This is a genomic window from Ensifer sp. NPDC090286 (genome assembly GCF_044769565.1).
GTDB lineage: Bacteria > Pseudomonadota > Alphaproteobacteria > Rhizobiales > Rhizobiaceae > Ensifer.
On record NZ_JBIVYF010000011.1, the window covers coordinates 81,665 to 101,420 of the forward strand.

Consider the following 19,756-nt stretch of genomic DNA (forward strand, 5'->3'; position numbering starts at 1 on the left):
ACCGTCATGAAAGCCCAAATCCTGAGCGCCTTTAAGAAGCCGCGACGCGGACCGGTGCTCACTCTGTCCAAAATCCTGCTCGTGAGCTACGTGCTGGTTGCCATTGCAGCACCCTTGATCGCACCGCAGAACCCATACGATCCCTTGCAGATCTTCGGCTGGGAGGCGTCCTCGCCACCGGGAACCATGGGCAGCGGCGGTTATCTCTATCTGCTTGGAACCGACGGCCTCGGCCGCGATATCGTCAGCACCATTCTCTATGGCCTGCGCATCAGCCTGGTGGTGTCGATCGTCAGCTCAGCACTTGCCGCCCTGATCGGGCTGACCGCCGGGGTGAGTGCTGCCTACTTCGGCAAATGGGTCGATGTCGTCATCATGCGGCTCGTCGACCTGCAGCTCAGCCTGCCGACCATCCTGATTGCGCTGATTGCCATCGTCACGCTTGGACCGGGCATCGACCGGATCATCCTGGCACTGGTCATCGTGCAATGGGCGACCTATGCCCGCATCGCCCGTGGCGTCGCCTTAAGCGAGGTCAAGAAGCCCTACATGGATGCGGCCCGGCTGATGCGGCTGCCGAAATCACGGATCATCTTCCGTCACCTGCTACCCAACAGCATCGCACCGGCCATCACCCTGATCCCGATCGAGGTCGGCCATGCAGTGGCGCTGGAGGCGACGCTGTCGTTCCTCGGCTTGGGCGTTCCGATCGACAAGCCCTCGCTCGGCTCCGCCGTTGCCAACGGCTTCCAGTACCTGATGACCGGCCAATACTGGATCAGCCTGTTTCCGGGTCTCGCCCTCTTCGGCCTGATCGCTTCCATCAATCTCATCGGCGAGGACGTTCGCCGCAGTCTCGATCCAAGGAACCAGACGCGATGACAGTGGAACACGTAAACACCATCCTGCAACCGACGTTGCCTCTATCCTCCTCAGTGCCTTCTTCGCCGCCAGCACTCCCCTTGTTGCGGGTCGAGAACCTCGGCCTTCGCCATGTCTCTAGCGCCGGCCCGACGACGATCCTCAGCGACGTCAGCTTCGATCTTGGACGTGGCGAGATCCTGGGCATCATCGGCGAGTCCGGGGCTGGCAAGTCGACCGTCGGCAACGCCATCCTCGGCTTGCTTGCGCCGGAGTTCCAGCAGTCCTCGGGAACGATCAGCTTCGACGGCAAGGCTTTGGAGGGCATGACCGCCAGCGAGCGCGAGGCGCTTCGGGGAAAGCGGATCTCGGCGATCTTCCAGGATCACACCGCTTCACTCGATCCGCTGATGAGCGTTGGTGCGCAAGTTGCGGAAACCTGCCTTGCGGTCGATCCATCGCTATCGAAACGCGAAGCCCGCGCCCGGGCCATCGAGCTGCTGGCGCGTGTCGGCATTCCCGAGCCGGAGGGGCGCTATGGCAACTACCCGCACCAGTTCTCCGGTGGCCAAAGACAACGCATCGTCATCGCGATTGCTCTTGCCGGCGCTCCCGACATCATCATCGCCGACGAGCCGACCTCGGCGCTGGATGCCACGGTGCAAAAGCAGGTGCTGCAATTGCTGAGAACACTCGTCGATGAGACCGGTGTTTCGGTCATTCTCGTCACCCACGACATGGGGGTGATCGCCGAGATCACCGACCGGGTGCTGGTCATGAAGAAGGGCCAGGTGGTCGAGGCGGATGAGACAGCCATCATCCTCGATCAGCCACGCCATGATTATACAAGCAAGCTGCTTGCCGCCGTTCCACGACTGCGCATCCCGCCGCAGGTGGCCAAGGCCGAAGACAAGGTGGCAGACAGGGATGGTCCGGACGGCTCTCGTGTCCCCGATGATGCAGAGCGCCCGCTGCTTGTAGCTGAAGGCATCTCGAAAGCGTTCTCTCCGAAGGGCATCGGTTTTGGCTTGGGACTTGGCCGCAAACGGCCGAGCTTCGGTCTCAGCGATGTCGGCATCCGCCTGCCGCGTGGCACGATCACCGGCATCGTCGGCGAGAGCGGCAGCGGCAAGACCACCTTCGGCCGCATCCTCGCCGGTCTCGACAGCGCCCATCACGGACGGATTGTGATCGGCGAGCAAAGCTATGAGGCGGCCGCAAGCGGCCGGCGCAGCGGTCTTCTTGGCCGGGTGCAGATGATCTTCCAGGACCCGTCCGTCTCGCTCAATCCGCGGATGACCATTGCCGAGACGCTTGAGGAAAGCATTCGCTTTGGTGCGGCGGCTGGCTCCAGAGACAAGCCGATTGCCGAGACGGCGGCTATGATGATGGATCGCCTCGGTCTTGCCCGGAGCCTGTCGTCGCGCCATCCGCATCAGCTGTCCGGGGGTCAAAAGCAGCGGGTCTGCATCGCTCGCGCGCTGCTCGCCAAGCCTCAGATCATCGTCGCGGACGAACCGACCTCGGCCCTCGACGTCTCGGTGCAGGCCGAGATCGTCACGCTGCTGAAGGAGACCATCACTGACACGGACATGACGATGGTGTTCATCTCCCATGATCTCGCGATCGTGCAAACGATGTGCAGCGCGGTCTACATCTTCAAGAACGGCCGGGTCGAAGATTTTGGATCCTCGGACTTCATCTTCTCGCGTTCCAGCAATGCCTATACCCGCAGCCTGATTGCCGCCCGACCCGAGCGCTTCACATGCTGAGAGACGCTCACCTTCCAGGACGGGTCGGTGCGCCCGCTGCACCCGTCATCCCAATCCCCGAACGCTTGGCCGCAATGGCCATAGAAAGTTATCGCATGAAAGAACGCTTCACCTTTGCCCTGACCGGTCAATCACTGATCAAGCACGACATCCGCGGCAACAGCACCCCGGCCTTCGCCAAGGTACAGTCACTGCTGCGCGAAGCCGATCTCGCCTTCACCAACTTCGAAGGCACGATCCTTGGGCGTCACGGTGGCTGGCCGCTGAAAGGCTCGTTCTTCGGCTGCAGCGATCCAGTCGTGCTCGATTGCCTTCAGGGTATCGGGTTCGACGCGCTGTCGCTGTCGAACAATCATGCCTTCGACCTCGGTCCGTCAGGCGTGCTCTCGACGTTGGAAGAGGTCGAGAAACGTGGCTTCCTGCATGCGGGTCTCGGTCGAGATCAGGGCGAGGTCTCTCAAGCGAGCCGTGCAACGGTATCCGGACGGCCGGTTGCCATCGTTGCGATGGACGGCGGTCCCGGACCCGACTTCATGTATGCTGCCGACGGCGACGCCAACCGCCCCGCCCGTCCCGGCGTCAATCGGCTCGGCATTACCCAGAGGATCGAGGTCGATGGTCCGGCATTCGAACACTTGGCCGCCATTCGCGACCAGGTCGGCTACACCGCGATCGATCTCGCCAATGACAGCCAGCCGGACGATCGTCCAGAGCTCGATCCGCAGACCGAGATCGCCCTTGCCCGCGCCGTGTTCCGACGGTCGGAGCGCTGCGGCCGCAGTGTGAACATCGATGCGGTGGATCTTCAGAGGAACCTCGCTGCCATCGCCGCTGCAGCAAAAGATGGATCGCTGGTGGTCGCCTATCTGCACCATCATCATTGGGCGTCCGACTGGTATCAGGTGCCGGGCTGGGTGAGTGGTGTCGCCCGCGCCTGCATCGATGCGGGCGCGTCGCTGTTCGTCAGCCACGGTGCGCCGGTGCTGCAGCCGATCGAGATCTATCGCGGCCGGCCGATCTTCTACAGCCTCGGCAACTTCATCTTCCATGTGCGCTCCGAGAAGTCGACCTGGACGGCGCCGGAGGTCTGGGAGAGTGTCGTGGCGGCACCGACCTTCGACGCTGACAACCGTCTGATCGAGATCAGGCTGCATCCGGTCGTCATCGGTGGCGAACAAGCGTTAGAGGACGGCGTGCTGGAGCGGCGCCTGGCGCCCCATCTTGTAACCGGCGCCGGTGCTGAGCGGGTCTTAGCGCGGCTTGCGAAGCAATCGGCTGGGCTCGGCACCGATATCCAGATCTCCGATAGCGTCGGCATTATCCGGCTCTAGCCGGCCCATCCTGACGGGCCGAAGTCATCGCGGCCCGCATCTCCCACGTGAGGACCATCATGGACGTTCGTCAGGAACTGATCAGCCGTTTCTTCCGCTATGCCTCGATCGAAAGCCAAAGCAATGGCCGGGCGTTATGCCTGCCCTCCTCTCCCGGTCAGGCGACCCTCGCGGCCCTTTTGGCTGAGGAGATGCGGGCGCTTGGTGTTGAGGACGTGCTCGTCGACGCACACGCGATCGTTACTGGCGTCAAACGCGGTAACCGTCCCGACGCGCCGGCGATCGGCTTTATCGCCCATCTCGACACCGTCGATGTCGGGCTGTCGCCCTTCATCCGGCCGCAAATCCTGCGCTTCGACCGCAAGGACCTTTGCCTGAACGCCGAGGAAGACATCTGGCTGCGGGTCGCCGACCATCCGGAGATCGCCCGCTGGCAGGGCGAGGACATTATCGTCAGTGATGGCACCAGTGTGCTCGGCGCCGACAACAAGGCGGCGATCGCGGTGATCATGACGTTGCTTGGACGGCTGGATGGGATGGAACACGGTGACCTCTTCGTCGCCTTCGTGCCTGACGAGGAGATCGGCTTACGTGGCGCCAAGGCGCTCGATCTCACTCGGTTTCCTTGCGACTTTGCCTATACGATCGACTGCTGCGAGCTGGGCGAAGTGGTGCACGAGACCTTCAATGCAGCGTCTGCCGAGATCGTCTTTACCGGTGTCAGTGCCCATCCGATGTCGGCCAAGGGCAATCTTGTCAATCCGCTGACGATGGCGATCGAGTTCATGGCCCAGTTCGACCGCAACGACACGCCGGAACACACCGCGGATCGCCAGGGCTTCTTCTGGTTCAAGCATCTCGTCGCCAATGACAGCGAGGCGACACTCACCTGCCTGATCCGAGACTTCGACACCGATGGGTTCCATCAGCGCAAGCGGCGGATCGCTGAGGTCGCGGAGCGGATCCGTCTAAGCTACCCCAGCGGCAACGTCCGCTACCGAATCTCTGAGACCTATCGAAACATCGCCACCAGTTTGGCTAAGGACGATCGGGCGGTCTCCTTGCTCTTCACGGCCATGGACGAACTTGGGATCGAGAAGAAGCTCATCCCGATGCGCGGCGGAACCGATGGTGCCGTGCTCTCGGCGCGTGGCATTCCAACACCGAACTTCTTCACCGGCGCCTATAACTTCCACTCTCGCTATGAGTTCCTGCCGGTACCGGCGTTTGAACAGTCGTTCGAGGTGGCAATGGGGATTTGTCGGCTGGCGGCGGGGGCTTAAGAGCATAACCGGATCTGTCGCCTCAAAACAACCAGGGCGAAGGAGATTAAACGATATCGAGCGTGACCCGCTGGCCGAGCTTTGGCCTCATTTGGTTGGTGACTGTCGCGGCAACGGTGCGAGAGAACGACGGTCGTGCTGAGCCGGGTCTTCAATTGGGAGCGTTCCAATCCCGCTTGTCGGTGATGGCGTCCTGGCCCAGCTCCGGATCTTCCACGATCAACCCGTGAAGGGTCCGCTAGCTAAAGCTGCGGCCGCTTCGGCTTTCGCCTTCGCGGTGATCGCGCCCGTCCCCGGGCCTTCATTGGAGCCATCGAGCGGGAATTGGCCCGCTCCCAGATGGAGCCTCTTGAGATGTCGCACGATCTTGTCCTCGCACAGTCCCACGCCTTCCAGCTCTCACGCGACCTGATGGTTCCGGTCACCGTCTTCGAAGTCGACGGTCAATATGGCGTTCTGCCCTCTGACGAGATCGACGCAAGCGACGATCTCGAGGTCATCCATGAATTTCATCCATGGCCGGCTCATTGAGCCGGCCCCCTTCTGGTGCCCCTTGCGAGCGGCAGGCCGCAAGGGATGCTTTGCCGCGGGCAATTCCAGCTTGCATGATCCGACAATTGCGCGCTCGCGCCCTTGCGGTTTTGCTCTTCGGGGCCCGCTGAAGGATGTCCGCGAATGGACGGGTAGGCAAGGATCATGGAGGCCGATCGCCGCGCGATCGGAGGCAAAATGAAGAGAAGAGAGATAGAAGCGCTGCGCGAGCAGGTCAGCTGTGCCGCAGTGCTTGAGCATGCCGGGTTTGCGATAGACGCGAAGGAGAGCACGCGGCGAGCGGTCAAGTTCCGCCGTGATAGCGAGATCATCATCGTCACCCATGAGGGGCGTGGATGGTTCGATCCTCTATCCGAAGCGAAAGGCGATGTGTTTCGGCTCGTCGAACATCTCGATCATGTCGGCTTTGTCGGAGGCGCCGCGCGGGTCGCGGATCTCGTCGGGTTTCAGATCACGCAGCCGAAGTGGCAGTCGGTAAAGGATGGCGAGAGAGGTTACCTCTCGCTTCTCGATCGTTGGCAGGCTCGCCGCCGTCCCTGGCCCGGTTCGGCGACATGGCGCTACCTCAATGCTGAGCGTTGCCTACCTGCCTTCTTGCTCAAAACGGCGATCAAAGCGGACCTTCTGCGGGAAGGTCCGCAAGGTAGCATGTGGGCGGCGCATAGAGACCATGCAGGGGTATTGACCGGTTGGGAGGCGCGCGGTCCGCAATACCGGGGCTTTGCCTCTGCAGGAATGAAGGTTCTTTTCCGGTTCGGCTCGGATCGCGCGTCCCGCCTGGCTGTCACGGAAGCTGCGATCGACGCCATGAGTCTTGCGGCGATCGAGGGATTGCGCGACGGCACGGTCTATCTCAGCACCGGCGGCGGATGGTCGCCGACCACGGAGACAGCGTTGCGGGCGTTGGCCGCGGGGCCTGGTGTCCAGGTGGTTGCGGCGACGGACGGCAATCCGCAGGGCGATATGTTTGCCGACCGGTTGCGGACGCTTGCTGACGATGTGGGCTGTGACTGGACCCGGCTTCGCCCGCCCGCGGACGATTGGAACGAGGTTCTGAAGATCAGGGAAAAGGAAAAGAGGGAGAGGAAAGAAGGAGGAGGCATGCCGCATGCGCGCCGTCAGCATCAAGGGAGGCTTCGCCCGGCTTAGGCCGGCCCTTGACCCCGGCGACCGCGATGCCGGCGGCTCGGAGGGGTCATGAAGGACTGAAGAGGATGGCAAGGTCGTAAGGGCACGGTCGCGCTTCAGTCCGGAAACTCCGAAGGAGCCGCAAATGAATTCATCTCCCGCAATCCGCAAGGTTTTCCAGGGCGTCGCAAGCCGCCAGCAGATGTTTCGAATGTTTGACCGTCATGCCCATCGTTTGAACCGGTGGGAAGGTGATGCCACGCCGCTCTACGCCGGCGAGTGGTTCGAGATCGGCGAGGCCGAGCACGACTATATGTTCGAAATCCTGCGGCCGCTCTGGATCCGCGGCTCGCTGTTCGCGATGCGCGAGTACCTCACCGGCTCGGTCACCGGTGTCTTCTTCGCGCTCCGGATCGACGAGGCGATCCGATTTTTCCACGGTTATTGCGACCTTTCCGATCAGTCTTCCGTCGAAGCCATGCGCGTTGCGATCATCGAACGTGAGAGCCGGCCAATCCGCGCCATGACGCGCGAGGAGCGCCTCGAGCATATCTGGAGCAGCACGGCGGACGACTATCGCGGCTATGCCGGCGAGCGCTGGCCACAGGCCTTGCGCGGCAAGCGCACGGTGATGCTCTACGGCGGGAAAGGCGGCACGTTTCTGAAGCTCCTGGAAGACCTCAGCGACGACGAGATTGCCGCCAAGCTGCCGGTGCAACTACGCCATCGCCCCTCGCCGATCGCAGCTTGAGGGGGGGGGCAGCCATGCGCACCTTTCCGCTTGCTTCTGCGCGCGAAGCAATCGCGCGCGGCCGGGCCGATGGCGAAGCCAATGGCGGCTTTCGCAACCCCTATTATGGACTGAAGCCTGGCAAGGACGAGCAGCCGGGTCTTTGGCGGGTCGGAGATCATGGGGTCTATCTTCTGTCGAACGGCAAGCTTGCCGGCGGCCAGAAACCCCTCGTCATCCATGCCGAGGAATGCAATCCGGCCACCAACGACGACTGATTCGAGGCCAAGCGCCGGACGTTCGGCGGTGACGACGGTGTCGATTTCCTCGATGCCGGCCATCTGGAGGCGATGATGGCGGCAAGCCCCAATGCCACACATCTCCGTATCGCTTTCGCGGGGGACACGATGCAACGGATTTTGATCGGGCGCGACTAGCGCTCGGCCGACGATAGCCGCGCCGCCGATGCAGGCGGAGGCACCTTCCACCTCTTCGCGTTCCCTCGACTGCTCTTGCGGCGGCTCGATGACGCGCGCTCACAAGGAGCTTTCGATGAGCAACGACCCCTTCACCTTCGATATATCAGGCAGCAGCGCATTGTCGTCGGGACTTGGTCTTGGCGTCAGCGCGTTCGGCGGCTTTGCCGCCAATGACGACGAGCCCGACCCAACCCCGTCCTCTCCTGCGCCCGCGCGGGCCCTGTCGGCAACCAGGCGTTCGTTCCCGCGAAAGCACGGTCAGCGTGCCAACTTCTACCTCGACGGCGGGGATCGCGCGCTCGCCGCGACCTGGAAAGAGCGGGCGCGGATCAATGTCGCGGCGATCCTCACGGCCAATGAACTCGAGAAGTTGGACTTGCCTGCAACTCCGGAAGCGCAAGCGAGACTGATCCGGTTCACCGGCTTCGGCGCCGGCGAACTGGCGAACGGCATGTTCCGACGGCCGGGGGAAGCCGACTTTCGCACAGGCTGGGACGATCTCGGCAGTTCGCTGCAATCGGCCGTCAGCGATGGCGATTACGCATCGCTCGCCCGTTGCACGCAATATGCCCACTTCACCCCCGAATTTGTCATCCGGGCAATCTGGAGGGGCCTGCAACGCCTCGGCTGGCGCGGCGGCCGCGTGCTGGATCCGGGCATCGGAACGGGCTTGTTTCCGGCGCTGATGCCGAAACAGTATCGCGATGTGAGCTACGTCACCGGCATCGAGCTCGATCCCGTCACGGCCCGCATCGCACGATTGCTGCAGCCGAAGGCACGCATCATCAACGGCGATTTCGCACGCACTGACCTCAATGCGATTTACGATCTTGCGATCGGCAACCCGCCTTTTTCCGATCGGACGGTTCGCTCCGACCGGCGCTATCGTTCGCTCGGTCTCCGGCTGCACGATTACTTCATCGCCCGATCGATCGATCTCCTAAAGCCGGGCGCCCTGGCCGCCTTCGTCACCAGCGCCGGCACGATGGACAAGGCGGATCGCACTGCACGTGAGCATATTGCCAAGTCCGCTGACCTGATCGCGGCAATCCGTCTGCCCGAAGGCAGTTTTCGGCGTGACGCCGGCACGGACGTCATGGTCGACATCCTCTTCTTTCGCAAGCGAAAGACAGGCGAACCGGAAAGCAACCTTTCGTGGCTCGACCTGGAAGAGGTTCGGCCGGCTGTCGACGACGAGGGCGCGATCCGCGTGAACCGGTGGTTCGCGCGGCATCCCGACTTCGTGCTCGGCGATCATGCCCTCACTTCAGGTCCATTCGGCGAGACCTATACGTGCCGGCCACGCGCCGGCGAGGAGCTCGATGCGGCGCTGAAGGCAGCCATCGGTCTTCTCCCGGAAGGCCTTTATGATGGCGAGCCGACCGCCATCGACATCGATCTGGAGAACGAGCTCGGCGAGATCGTCGATCTTCGTCCCGACAATGCAAAGGTGCGCGAGGGCAGCTATTTCATCGATGTCCGGCATGGTCTCATGCAGGTCGTCGACGGTGAACAGGTCACGGTGCAGGTTCGCAAGGCCCGAAGCGGCGAGGGAATTTCGGAAAAGCATGTCCGCCTCATCCGCAAGCTGATCCCGATCCGTGATGCCATGCGCGACGTCCTGAAGGCTCAGGAGCTGGATCGTCCATGGCGGGACTGCCAAGTGCGGCTACGCATCGCCTGGTCGAAATTCGTCCGCGACTTCGGGCCGATCAACCATACGACCGTCTCAGCGACCGAGGACCCCGAAACCGGAGAGGTGCGCGAAACCCATCGCCAGCCGAACCTGCAGCCATTCCGCGACGATCCCGATTGCTGGCTGGTCGCCTCCATTGAGGACTATGACCTCGAAACCGACACCGCCAGGCCCGGTCCGATCTTTTCCGAACGCGTCATCGCACCACCTCCCCCGCCGATCATCACCTCCGCGGCCGATGCCTTGGCCGTCGTGTTGAACGAGCGCGGACGCGTCGACCTCGATCATATCGCCGAGCTTCTGCATTGCGACACGGATGCGGTTCTCGATGCGCTCGGGGACACGATCTTTCGTGATCCGGCCGACGGCTCCTGGCAAACCTCGGACGCCTATCTCTCCGGCGCTGTGCGCACGAAGCTCGGCGTCGCAGAAGCGGCCGCCGCGCTCGATGCCGCCTACAAGCGCAATGTCGGGGCGCTCCGGGCGGTGCAGCCCGCCGATCTCCGCCCGTCCGACATCACCGCTCGGCTGGGCGCACCCTGGATCCCCGCAACCGATATCGTCGACTTCGTGCACGAGACGATGGACGCTGAGATCAAAATCCACCACATGCCGGAACTCGGCTCGTGGAGCGTCGAGGCGCGGCGGCTCGGTTGGACGGCCGCCGGCACATCCGAGTGGGGCACCGATCGCCGTCACGCCGGCGAGCTGCTCGCCGATGCGCTGAACAGCCGAGTGCCGCAGATTTTCGACGTCTTCAAGGACGCCGATGGCGAGCGACGGGTCCTGAACGTCGTCGACACCGAGGCCGTGCGCGACAAGCTGCAGAAGATCAAGCAAGCGTTTCAGAACTGGGTCTGGACGGACCCCGATCGGAGCGACCGGCTGGCGCGGGCCTACAACGACCGCTTCAACAATATCGCGCCTCGAAAGTTCGACGGCTCTCATCTGAAACTCCCGGGCGCTTCCGGCACCTTTGTTCTTTATGGGCACCAGAAACGCGGTATCTGGCGGATCATCTCGGCCGGCTCGACCTATCTCGCCCACGCCGTCGGCGCCGGCAAGACGATGACGATGGCTGCCGCCATCATGGAGCAACGTCGGCTTGGACTGATTGCAAAGGCGATGCTGGTCGTCCCCGGGCATTGCCTGGCCCAGGCCGCTCGGGAGTTTCTGGCGCTCTACCCAAATGCCCGCATCCTCGTCGCCGACGAGACGAATTTCACGAAGGACAAGCGCGCCCGCTTCCTGTCGCGGGCGGCAACGGCGACCTGGGATGCGATCATCATCACCCATTCGGCGTTCCGGTTCATCGCGGTCCCGTCAATGTTCGAACAGCAGATGATCCAGGATGAGCTCGAACTCTACGAGGACCTGCTCACCAAGGTCGACGGCGAGGATCGAGTCTCAAGGAAAAGGCTGGAGCGGCTCAAGGAAGGCCTCAAGGAACGGCTCGAGGCGCTGTCGACCCGCAAGGACGATCTGCTGACAATTTCCGAAATCGGCGTCGACCAGATCGTGGTCGACGAGGCGCAGGAATTCCGCAAGCTCTCGTTTGCGACCAACATGTCGACACTCAAGGGTATCGATCCCAACGGCTCGCAGCGCGCCTGGGATCTCTACGTCAAATCGAGTTTCATCGAAACCAGGAATCCGGGGCGCGCGCTCGTGCTCGCCTCCGGTACGCCGATCACCAACACGCTCGGCGAGATGTTCTCGGTGCAGCGGCTGCTCGGGGCCGGCGCGTTGCGCGAGCGCGGGCTGCACGAATTCGATGCCTGGGCCTCGACTTTCGGCGACACCACGACGGAACTGGAGATCCAGCCTTCCGGCAAATACAAGCCGGTCAGCCGGTTCGCGAGCTTCGTCAACGTGCCGGAACTGATCGCGATGTTTCGGTCCTTCGCCGACGTGGTGATGCCGGACGATCTCCGCGAATACGTCAAGGTGCCCAATATTTCGACAGGCCGGCGGCAGATCCTGACGGCCAAGCCGACCCAGGCCTTCAGGAACTACCAGACGATCCTCGACGCCCGCATCAAGGCGATCGAGATGCGCGAGGGACCGGCAAAGCCCGGCGACGATATCCTGCTTTCCGTGATCACCGACGGGCGCCATGCGGCAATCGATCTCCGCCTGATCGATGCGGACAATGACAACGAACCGGACAACAAGCTCAACCTGCTCGTCCAGAATGCCTACCGCATCTGGCAGGAGACCTCACAGAGCATCTATCTCCGTCCGGACGGCAAACCATTCGATCTGCCCGGCGCGGCGCAGATGATCTTTTCCGATCTCGGCACCATTAATGTCGAGAAGAGCCGAGGTTTTTCGGCTTACCGCTGGATCAGGGACGCGCTGGTCCGCCTGGGCGTTCCCGCTTCGGAAATCGCCTTCATGCAGGACTACAAAAAGACGGAGGCCAAGCAGAGATTGTTCGGCGACGTGCGCTCCGGCAAGGTCCGCTTCCTGATCGGCTCTTCCGAAACGATGGGGACGGGCGTGAATGCGCAGCTTCGCCTCAAGGCGTTGCATCATCTCGATGTCCCATGGTTGCCGTCACAGATCGAACAGCGCGAGGGCCGGATCGTGCGCCAGGGCAATCAGCACGATGAAATCGATATCTTCGCCTACGCCACGCAAGGCTCGCTCGATGCCTCGATGTGGCAGAACAACGAACGCAAGGCCCGCTTCATTGCGGCAGCACTTTCCGGTGACACCTCCATCCGCCGGCTCGAAGATCTCGGCGACGGGGCGGCCAATCAGTTTGCGATGGCCAAGGCGATTGCGAGCGGCGACGAGCGGTTGATGCGGAGGGCGGGTCTCGAGGCGGACATCGCGCGTCTCGAACGGTTGCGCGCCGCCCATGACGACGATCAATATGCTGTGCGCCGGCAGATCCGTGACGCCGAACGCGATATCGAGATCTCGAAGCGGCGGATTGCGGAAATCGGAAAAGACATCGAGCGCCTTGTTCCGACTGCGGCTGACGCCTTTGCCGTCACCGTCGTCGGTGAGCCTTTCGACGAGCGGAAAGCCGCCGGTCGCGCCTTGATGAAGGAAACCCTCACCCTTGTTCGGCTCCAGCAGGAGGGCGAGATCGTCATCGCCTCGATCGGAGGCTTCGATCTCGTGTTCCAGGGCGAACGCTTCGGCAAGGGTGACGGTTATCACTACACGACGCTCCTCCAGCGCACCGGTGCGACCCAAGAGATCGATCTGCCGGTGACGGTGACGCCGCTCGGCGCCGTCGCCCGGCTCGAACACGCGCTTGATGGTTTTGACGGCGAGCAGGATCGCTATCGCCAACGGCTGCAAGACGCACATAAGCGCCTTGCCTCCTATCATTCGCGCGAGGGTGCTGCGTTCGCCTTTGCGGGGGAACTGGCCGACAAACGCCGACAACTGCGGGAGGTCGATGAGGCGCTGGCGCAAACCGCCCGCGATGACGTTGAGATGCAGATGACTGCCTAGCTCGGCTACTAGAGCGCCCAATCGCCTTAGATCGACCGGCCCAAACTAATCAGCGAACAGAATGGCAAGTCGGTGGCGCCATGCAGGACATGGACGATGACCACTTTCGTGCCCTCGACGCGGTAGAAGATCAGGTCGTTGCCGTGAACGCGCCGACGGATACCATGGTGCTCGTAGCCGGGGGACGAGGGCGAAGCCGTTCGGACTATCGACGAGATTCTCACACTTGCTCCGCAGCTCCCGGACGAATGACAGGGCGAGCCGGGGATTGTCCTGAGCGATGTAATCGGCGATCTGCTCGAGATCGTTTTCCGCCTCGTAGGAAAACTTAAGGATCATGCCGATTTGTCGGCCTTGTCAGCCATCGCACTGTATTTGGCCTCGAGTCGATCGAAGACATCGCTCGCCGGCTTCGTTCGGCCAGCATCCGCATCGGCAATGCCGCGCGTGATGGACGCATCCAGCGCCGCAAGACGGGTCTCGCGGTCCTGGACCAGTCGCAGACCTTCCCGCAGGACTTCGCTTTTCGAACCATAGCGGCCTGTGTCGACGAGTTGCTGAATGTAGCTTTCGAGCTGCTTTCCGAGATCGGCACTGATCACGCTTGTCTCCATCGAATGTAATGGAAGGCAAGGTAGGCATCTTATCAACTGTTATCTATCCTCGTCGCAATCACCCGCATTCCAGTTGTAAGCGGTGAAACAGGAAGAAGAAATGGAAGATAAAGGGAGGGAAACCCCGCTCGCAGATCGGTCTGCCGGTCGCCGCTTCCGCTCAACCGCCGTCTCCGCATCCCGGCCACTCGTCCTTCGCAGGGCTATCAGCCCCGCTTTTCCTTCGCGGCAGTGATGCTCGACCGCAGTTGCCCCCGGCCGCCCGCTCTACGGTCCGGAAGGTGTCTTCAGGAAAGAATGAAGACAGGAAGGATCGGCAGACGCCGTATCCCAGATCCGGGAAAAGGAGCATCCCATGTATCTCATGAAGGTCGATCCCCGTGCGCTCAAGGACAATCCCGACAACACGCGCCAGTCGAAATCGACGCCGCAGTCAGACGCACTGCTGCTGGCGACGATCAAGGCCGTCGGCGTCATCCAGCCGCCGGTTGTCTTCCCCGAGCGCGACGGCGGTAATTGCTTCATCATCGAGGCGGGCCATCGCCGTCGACGCCAGGCTGTCGCCGCCGGCCTCGAGGAGATCGAGGTGCTGGTGGTGGAGGCCGCCAACGACAACGGCGCCATGCGCTCGATGGTCGAGAATATCGCTCGTGAGCCGCTGAACCCGGTCGATCAATGGCGGGGGATCGAACGTCTCGTCGCGCTCGACTGGACCGAGGAGGCCATCGCCGCCGCCCTCACTCTGCCGGTGCGGCAGATCCGCAAACTCCGGGTGCTCGCCAACGTCCTACCGGCCATGCTGGATCACATCGCGAAGGGTGACATGCCATCCGAGCAACAGCTGCGCACCATCGCCGCCGCCACGCTCGATGAGCAAAGGGAAGTATGGAAGGCGCACAAGCCCAGGAAGGGCGACACGGCGCCGTGGTGGTCGGTTGCCAGCGCGCTTTCGAAGAAGCGGATGTACGCCAAGGATGCCAGCTTTGGCGACGATCTGCGGGAGGCCTACGGCATCGAGTGGGTGGAAGATCTCTTCGCCCCGGCCGACGAGGACAGCCGCTACACCACCAATGTCGAAGCCTACCTCGGCGCCCAGCAGGAGTGGATGACGATCAACCTGCCGAAGAAGGGCGCGATTGTCGAGGTCAACAACTATGGCCAGCCGGAACTGCCCAGGAAGGCTGAGCGTGTTTACGGCAAGGGCGGCAAGGGCGACAGCACCGCCCTGTATCTCGATCGCGAGGGCAAGGTGCAAGCGGTCCACTACCGGATGCCGGAAGCCAGGAAGCTGAATGGGCAGGCCGGCACATCGGCAGAGAGCCCAGCTGGAGTCGACGACGAGGCAATCTCGGCGTCGAAGGCACGCCCCGACGTCACGCAGAAGGGCCAGGACATGATCGGCGATTTCCGCACCGATGCGCTTCATGAGGCGCTCGGCCGGGCGCCGATCGCCGACGACATGCTGATGGCCTTGCTCGTGCTCGCCTTCTCCGGGCAAAACGTTCGCGTCGACTCGGGCAGCAACGACAACGTGTTCGGGACGAAGCGCATGCAACGTCACGCCGCCCGCCTCTTCTCCGAAGATGGCAGGCTGTCGTTCGATATGGAGACGGTTCGAGTCGCCGCCCGTTCGATACTGATTGAGGTCTTCTCCTGCAGGCGCAACATCTCGAACAGCGGTGTGGTCTCGCGCATCGCCGGCGAAGCGATCGGCGCCGATGGCTTCCTGCCGAACATGGGCACGGAAGACTTTCTCGTGTGCCTGTCGCGCCAGGCGCTCGAGGCGGCGGCGAAGGAGGCGAGTATCCATCCCCGTCCCCGTGTGCGCGAGACGCGCGCGGCGCTCGTCGACCACTTCAAGGACGTCCAGTTCGTACACCCGGTGGCCTTCTTCTCGCCGAACCCGAAGGACGTCGCCGACCTGATAAAGCATGCCGACCATCTCGACGACGGTCGCGATGATGTTCCTGCGGGTGGCTCGGACACCGAGGACGATGCCTCCGCGTCCGACGCAGCCGATCCGGGCGTCGATCAGTTCGGAGAACCGCAAAACGTACGCGACAGCTACGCTTCGGATGAGGACGAAACCGCCTACGGGATCGCTGCGGAGTAGTCCCCTCCTCTAACACTCATTCCCTCAATCGCGCCGCCGGCCATCACCGGCGGCGCATTCGTTTTCATCATCCGCAAAACATGAAGGAGAAAGCGCATGTCTGCGTCCTTGATTTATGATCTCGCCTCGATCGGCTCCATCGTCGCCTGGTCGGACGGTACGCCGCGGCCGCCGGAGCGCCACAACAAGAAACTCTCTTCTTGGAAATACCGCAACAGCAAGGGCCGGCTGATCCGCAAGCAGGGAAAGCGCGGCGTCGGCAGTGTCAGCCTGTCACCGGATTTTACCCTTCACGAGGGCGACTTTGGCGCGGGCGGCGTGATTGCCCTTCGCATCCACCGGACCTTCTCGCTCGACAGCGAGCTATCGTTCAAGGTCATCGAACGCCCGGCGCCGGGATCGTTCCGCGTCTTCGATCGCCCCGGCGCAAATGCCGAGCTTGTCTACGTAGCGCCTAATCGGCCAGCGGCCGAGGAATGGCTGACCCGGCACGGCTATCCCCACGCGGTGCTCGACGAAGTGACTGCCGACGAGGTTGCCGCCGATCATGTCGAAGGGAGGGCGGCGGCATGAACAGTCCGCTCTCGCAACCCTCCACGAACTCCACCCCTAAGCCTTTAGGGGTGGAGTTCGCCCAGAGTGTCGACGCAATGCCTGTTGCGCGCGTCGGCGACCTCGTCTTCGCCATGGTGCCGGCGCGGGATAACCGCTATTCCTCGCCAGCGCGTGGCGCGTGTCGCGACCCCACTATTCGCATCATGGTTCCGTTGAAGACGAAGCGGCCTTCCGAAACCGCATATTTGAACAGGCGGTACATTGCCGCGAGCTTCAAGCTCTCGCTCGCCGTTCTGTCCGCATGAATTGCAATACGCCCTGGGGCGCCTCTCAGGGTGCCACCGTCTATGCCGACGGAATCGTCTCCCACACCACAGCTGGGCATGGCGGCTTCAAACTCTCGGTCGCGCGTAACGCCGCCGTCCATCCGATGTTGCGGGCAGACGGTGGCTGGTACGGGGCCGGCCTCAGGCACATTCCTCGAACGCTATCGCGCCAATCTCGCGGCGCTGTCCGCCGAGCGCCAGCCGTAGGTCGACGCGCTTACGCGCAAACTTTCGCGGCAGGACGCTGCTTTCGCGGCTCTCCGGGCCCGCCACCGGCGGCTTCCGCGACCCGCAGAGGGCGGGAGTGGGAGCTCAATGGCAGAGGGACGCTCATGAGCACGATAGGCGAACTCGAGCAACGGGCGGGCATCGGGACCGGACAGCGTTCTGGATCCAGTTCCATCATCTCGAGGCGGCCGAATGCCTGAATGCCGGTGTGGCGGAGCTCCACAGGCTGATTGCCGAAATGGAGGCGACGTCAACCGCAGCCAGCAAGGTGGCAACAACGCGGCCCAAACTTGAAAAGCTGCCGCCTCTGACCGCAGAGGAGGAACAGGTCATCCAGGCTTATGTCGTCAAGCACGGCTCTCGTTGGAAGAGCATCCTGAACCGTGTCTGGATGGGCGGTCCGCCCTATGACGACGGTGGCACGTTGCGTCGCCTGCGCAATTCCCATGGTCCGTCCTGGCTTCACGCTTATCGTCTGCCGAAGCCACGCCCTGAGGAAACGACGGGTTCGGATCACCAGCCGGACGCACCGGAAACCTGTTCCGTCGGTCGGCGCTTCCGCGTCCAGGCCAGCCCCTGCAATCCCAAATGCCGGGAGCGCCTCCCTGGCGGTCGCGTGTGAGCCTGGTCCGCGCAGTGGCGCTCTTCCAGCGGTTGCTCGCATCAGGCGGCGTCAGAGGATTGCGGCGCGCCTAGGCCCTCCTGTTCAATGAGTTCCCTGCGGACCAGTTCCTTGCCCGCCTCCCCTTCGGATTTGCTGCGGTCTGAACCGGCGGCCGTCCGTTTCAAGGCCGCTATCGCGCCGCGGGGCGGCCGGACCGCGCCGTCCTCTCAAAAGCAGGGCCGCGTGCTTCGCGAGGTCAAGATGACCTGCTTGCACGCATCCCGGCTTTGCTCGTCTTGGCGGGCCCGGACCCTGAAACGCCCGTCTTCCGCCGGCTCCTTTTGACCGCACCGAGGGGGCAGACCGGCAAGGGCCGGAACCGCTTCGGAGGAAACCTTGAAAGGAACAGCTCATGGCCAAGCCCGCAACCCAGTCCCGCCAGCCCGCCCGCGTCGTGCAGCTTCGAAAGGGCGCCACCATCGAAATGGTCCGGCTGACTTGCCCGGATGCCGCCCAGGCGATGCTGATAGCTGAAAGCTTCGGCACGGCGGTGATCGACGGCGACGGGATCCGTGAACTGCACGAGCGCCTGATTATCGAGACGGCCGACAGCCTTTCCGATGGCCTCGGCGAGCGGGCGATGCAGATCCACCTCCAGCGCATCGTCGGCGCCTATGTCGGGTCCGCGCATGGCGCCGGCCAGTTCTACTCCCGCGCCGTCACAGAGGCACGCGACGCCACCGCCAAGGCGGCCAATGACGTCCGCGACGAGGATCTCGACGGTCCGGTCGGATATGACAGCGCCGCCCAGCGCAAACGTGAATTCGCGGCCGACATGGGCGTCCAGGCCCATTCTCTCCGGATGGCCGCGGAAGGCGCCGTCGCTGCCTACGAGCATATCGTCGGCGAGGTCTGGAAGCCCTTCGACCGCCCGGTCGACAATCCCGGTCAGTCGATCGACCGCAAGGCGGCGGCAGCGCAGATGGCCGCCTTCGACTGACCGCAACGGCGGGGCTTCGGCCCCGCCATTTCTTCTCTTTCCGATCGATGGCTGGCCCCCGGAGCCGACTTTTCGCGTGTCGAAGGCAAATGAAGGAAGGTTGCCAGCTTACCGCCATCGCGGACCCGTCCGGCTTCGGTCCTGCCGGGGTCGGGAATTCAGGCGCAAGGGCGTTGCCCTCCTCCACTGACGTTCCGGCGCTTGACCAGCGTGCGCCATCCCCTCAGCCCGTCCTTCGGACCGCCGTGACGGGCCGCGATCGGCGCTGTCTCGTAAACGGAGGTATGGAAAAATGAGCAAAAGCCAAGAAGCGCAACGTGCAGACATCTATAGCCGGATTACCGATCGGATCGTCGATGACCTGGCCCGTGGCGTCAAACCATGGCTGAAGCCTTGGCACGACCGGAACATGCGAGAGCGGATCACGCGTCCGCTAAGAAGCAACGGACAACCCTACTCGGGCGTCAACGTTCTGCTGCTATGGTCGGAAGGCATGGCGCGCGGCTTTTCGTCGCCGATGTGGATGACGTTCAAGCAGGGGCTCGAACTGGGCGCGGCAGTCCGCAAGGGCGAAACCGGGTCGACCGTCGTTTTCGCCAGCCGGTTTACCAAGACCGAAGCCGATGGCAATGGTGGTGAGGTCGACCGGGATATCCCCTTCTTGAAAGCGTACACGGTCTTCAACGTAGAGCAGATCGACGGCCTGCCGGAGCGGTATCATCATAGACCGGAGCCTATGATCGATCCCGTCGAACGGCTCGAGCACGCCGATCGCTTTTTCCGCAGCACTGGCGCGATCATCCGCCACGGCGGAAACCAGGCCTTCTTTGCCCCTTCCAGCGACCACATCCAGATGCCACTGTTCGAGAGCTTCCGGGATGCGCCAAGTTACTATGCGACGCTCAGCCATGAGGCCACCCATTATGCCGGGTTCCGGATTATGCCGCGCGGAGCGAGGAATAAGCCATGTTTTCGGCGAAGGATCTCGGCATAAGAACGCTTGCGGTCTG

General features: G+C 62.9%; 14 protein-coding genes and 5 pseudogenes. 17 read left to right on the forward strand and 2 right to left on the reverse strand.

What is annotated here, in order from left to right; all coding sequences use genetic code 11:
* Positions 1–6 precede the first annotated feature (6 nt).
* From ACIQUG_RS33395 to ACIQUG_RS33435, 9 genes and pseudogenes are all read left to right on the forward strand, one after another.
* The gene (locus ACIQUG_RS33395; protein ID WP_402326657.1) at positions 7–882 is read left to right on the forward strand and encodes an ABC transporter permease; all 876 of its coding nucleotides are present in this window, start codon (positions 7–9) and stop codon (positions 880–882) included.
* Complete coding sequence (locus tag ACIQUG_RS33400; protein WP_402326658.1) at positions 879–2,633, forward strand: dipeptide ABC transporter ATP-binding protein; 1,755 nt, start codon at positions 879–881, stop codon at positions 2,631–2,633. The genes ACIQUG_RS33395 and ACIQUG_RS33400 overlap by 4 nt, the downstream gene beginning before the upstream one ends.
* A gap of 95 nt (positions 2,634–2,728) precedes the next feature.
* Positions 2,729–3,964, forward strand: a complete 1,236-nt coding sequence (locus tag ACIQUG_RS33405; protein WP_402326659.1) for a CapA family protein — start codon at positions 2,729–2,731, stop codon at positions 3,962–3,964.
* Between the two features lie 59 nt (positions 3,965–4,023).
* Positions 4,024–5,247, forward strand: a complete 1,224-nt coding sequence (gene pepT / locus ACIQUG_RS33410; RefSeq protein WP_402326660.1) for a peptidase T — start codon at positions 4,024–4,026, stop codon at positions 5,245–5,247.
* A gap of 354 nt (positions 5,248–5,601) precedes the next feature.
* A complete protein-coding gene (locus tag ACIQUG_RS33415; RefSeq protein WP_043617703.1) occupies positions 5,602–5,778 on the forward strand; it encodes a hypothetical protein in 177 nt (58 codons plus the stop codon).
* A gap of 165 nt (positions 5,779–5,943) precedes the next feature.
* Entirely contained in the window at positions 5,944–6,948 is a 1,005-nt protein-coding gene (locus tag ACIQUG_RS33420) for a DUF3991 and toprim domain-containing protein (RefSeq protein WP_402326662.1), read from the forward strand.
* A gap of 124 nt (positions 6,949–7,072) precedes the next feature.
* Positions 7,073–7,678, forward strand: coding sequence for a DUF1419 domain-containing protein (locus ACIQUG_RS33425; protein ID WP_402326664.1), 606 nt, complete (start codon positions 7,073–7,075; stop codon positions 7,676–7,678).
* A gap of 14 nt (positions 7,679–7,692) precedes the next feature.
* Positions 7,693–8,094, forward strand: a pseudogene (locus ACIQUG_RS33430) (DUF3085 domain-containing protein).
* A 115-nt stretch (positions 8,095–8,209) separates the two neighbouring features.
* Positions 8,210–13,306, forward strand: coding sequence for a DEAD/DEAH box helicase family protein (locus tag ACIQUG_RS33435; protein ID WP_402326665.1), 5,097 nt, complete (start codon positions 8,210–8,212; stop codon positions 13,304–13,306).
* 26 nt (positions 13,307–13,332) lie between these two features.
* Here ACIQUG_RS33435 and ACIQUG_RS33440 read toward each other — a convergent pair.
* Together ACIQUG_RS33440 and ACIQUG_RS33445 are read right to left on the reverse strand one after the other, a co-directional pair.
* A pseudogene (locus ACIQUG_RS33440) lies at positions 13,333–13,645 on the reverse strand (type II toxin-antitoxin system RelE/ParE family toxin).
* Entirely contained in the window at positions 13,642–13,908 is a 267-nt protein-coding gene (locus ACIQUG_RS33445; RefSeq protein ID WP_043617856.1) for a type II toxin-antitoxin system ParD family antitoxin, read from the reverse strand. The pseudogene ACIQUG_RS33440 and the gene ACIQUG_RS33445 overlap by 4 nt, the downstream one beginning before the upstream one ends.
* A 367-nt stretch (positions 13,909–14,275) precedes the next feature.
* On the opposite strand from ACIQUG_RS33445, the gene ACIQUG_RS33450 reads away from it, so the two are divergent.
* From ACIQUG_RS33450 to ACIQUG_RS33485, 8 genes and pseudogenes are all read left to right on the forward strand, one after another.
* Positions 14,276–16,033: a ParB/RepB/Spo0J family partition protein gene (locus ACIQUG_RS33450; RefSeq protein WP_402326666.1), complete on the forward strand. Its 1,758-nt coding sequence runs from the start codon at positions 14,276–14,278 to the stop codon at positions 16,031–16,033.
* Between the two features lie 96 nt (positions 16,034–16,129).
* A complete protein-coding gene (locus ACIQUG_RS33455) occupies positions 16,130–16,606 on the forward strand; it encodes a hypothetical protein (RefSeq protein ID WP_043617697.1) in 477 nt (158 codons plus the stop codon).
* Entirely contained in the window at positions 16,603–16,893 is a 291-nt protein-coding gene (locus ACIQUG_RS33460; RefSeq protein WP_402326668.1) for a hypothetical protein, read from the forward strand. Before ACIQUG_RS33455 ends, ACIQUG_RS33460 begins: the two co-directional genes overlap by 4 nt.
* Positions 16,890–16,985, forward strand: a pseudogene (locus ACIQUG_RS33465) (DUF7007 domain-containing protein); the annotation flags it as partial. The gene ACIQUG_RS33460 and the pseudogene ACIQUG_RS33465, both read left to right, overlap by 4 nt.
* Before the next feature lie 55 nt (positions 16,986–17,040).
* Positions 17,041–17,250, forward strand: a pseudogene (locus ACIQUG_RS33470) (hypothetical protein); the annotation flags it as partial.
* A 100-nt stretch (positions 17,251–17,350) separates the two neighbouring features.
* Positions 17,351–17,764, forward strand: a complete 414-nt coding sequence (locus ACIQUG_RS33475; RefSeq protein ID WP_402326669.1) for an SANT/Myb-like DNA-binding domain-containing protein — start codon at positions 17,351–17,353, stop codon at positions 17,762–17,764.
* A 394-nt stretch (positions 17,765–18,158) separates the two neighbouring features.
* On the forward strand, positions 18,159–18,746 hold the full coding sequence (locus ACIQUG_RS33480; protein ID WP_043617694.1) for a hypothetical protein: 588 nt from the start codon (positions 18,159–18,161) through the stop codon (positions 18,744–18,746).
* A gap of 292 nt (positions 18,747–19,038) precedes the next feature.
* A pseudogene (locus ACIQUG_RS33485) lies at positions 19,039–19,671 on the forward strand (ArdC family protein); the annotation flags it as partial.
* Between the last annotated feature and the right edge of the window lie 85 nt (positions 19,672–19,756).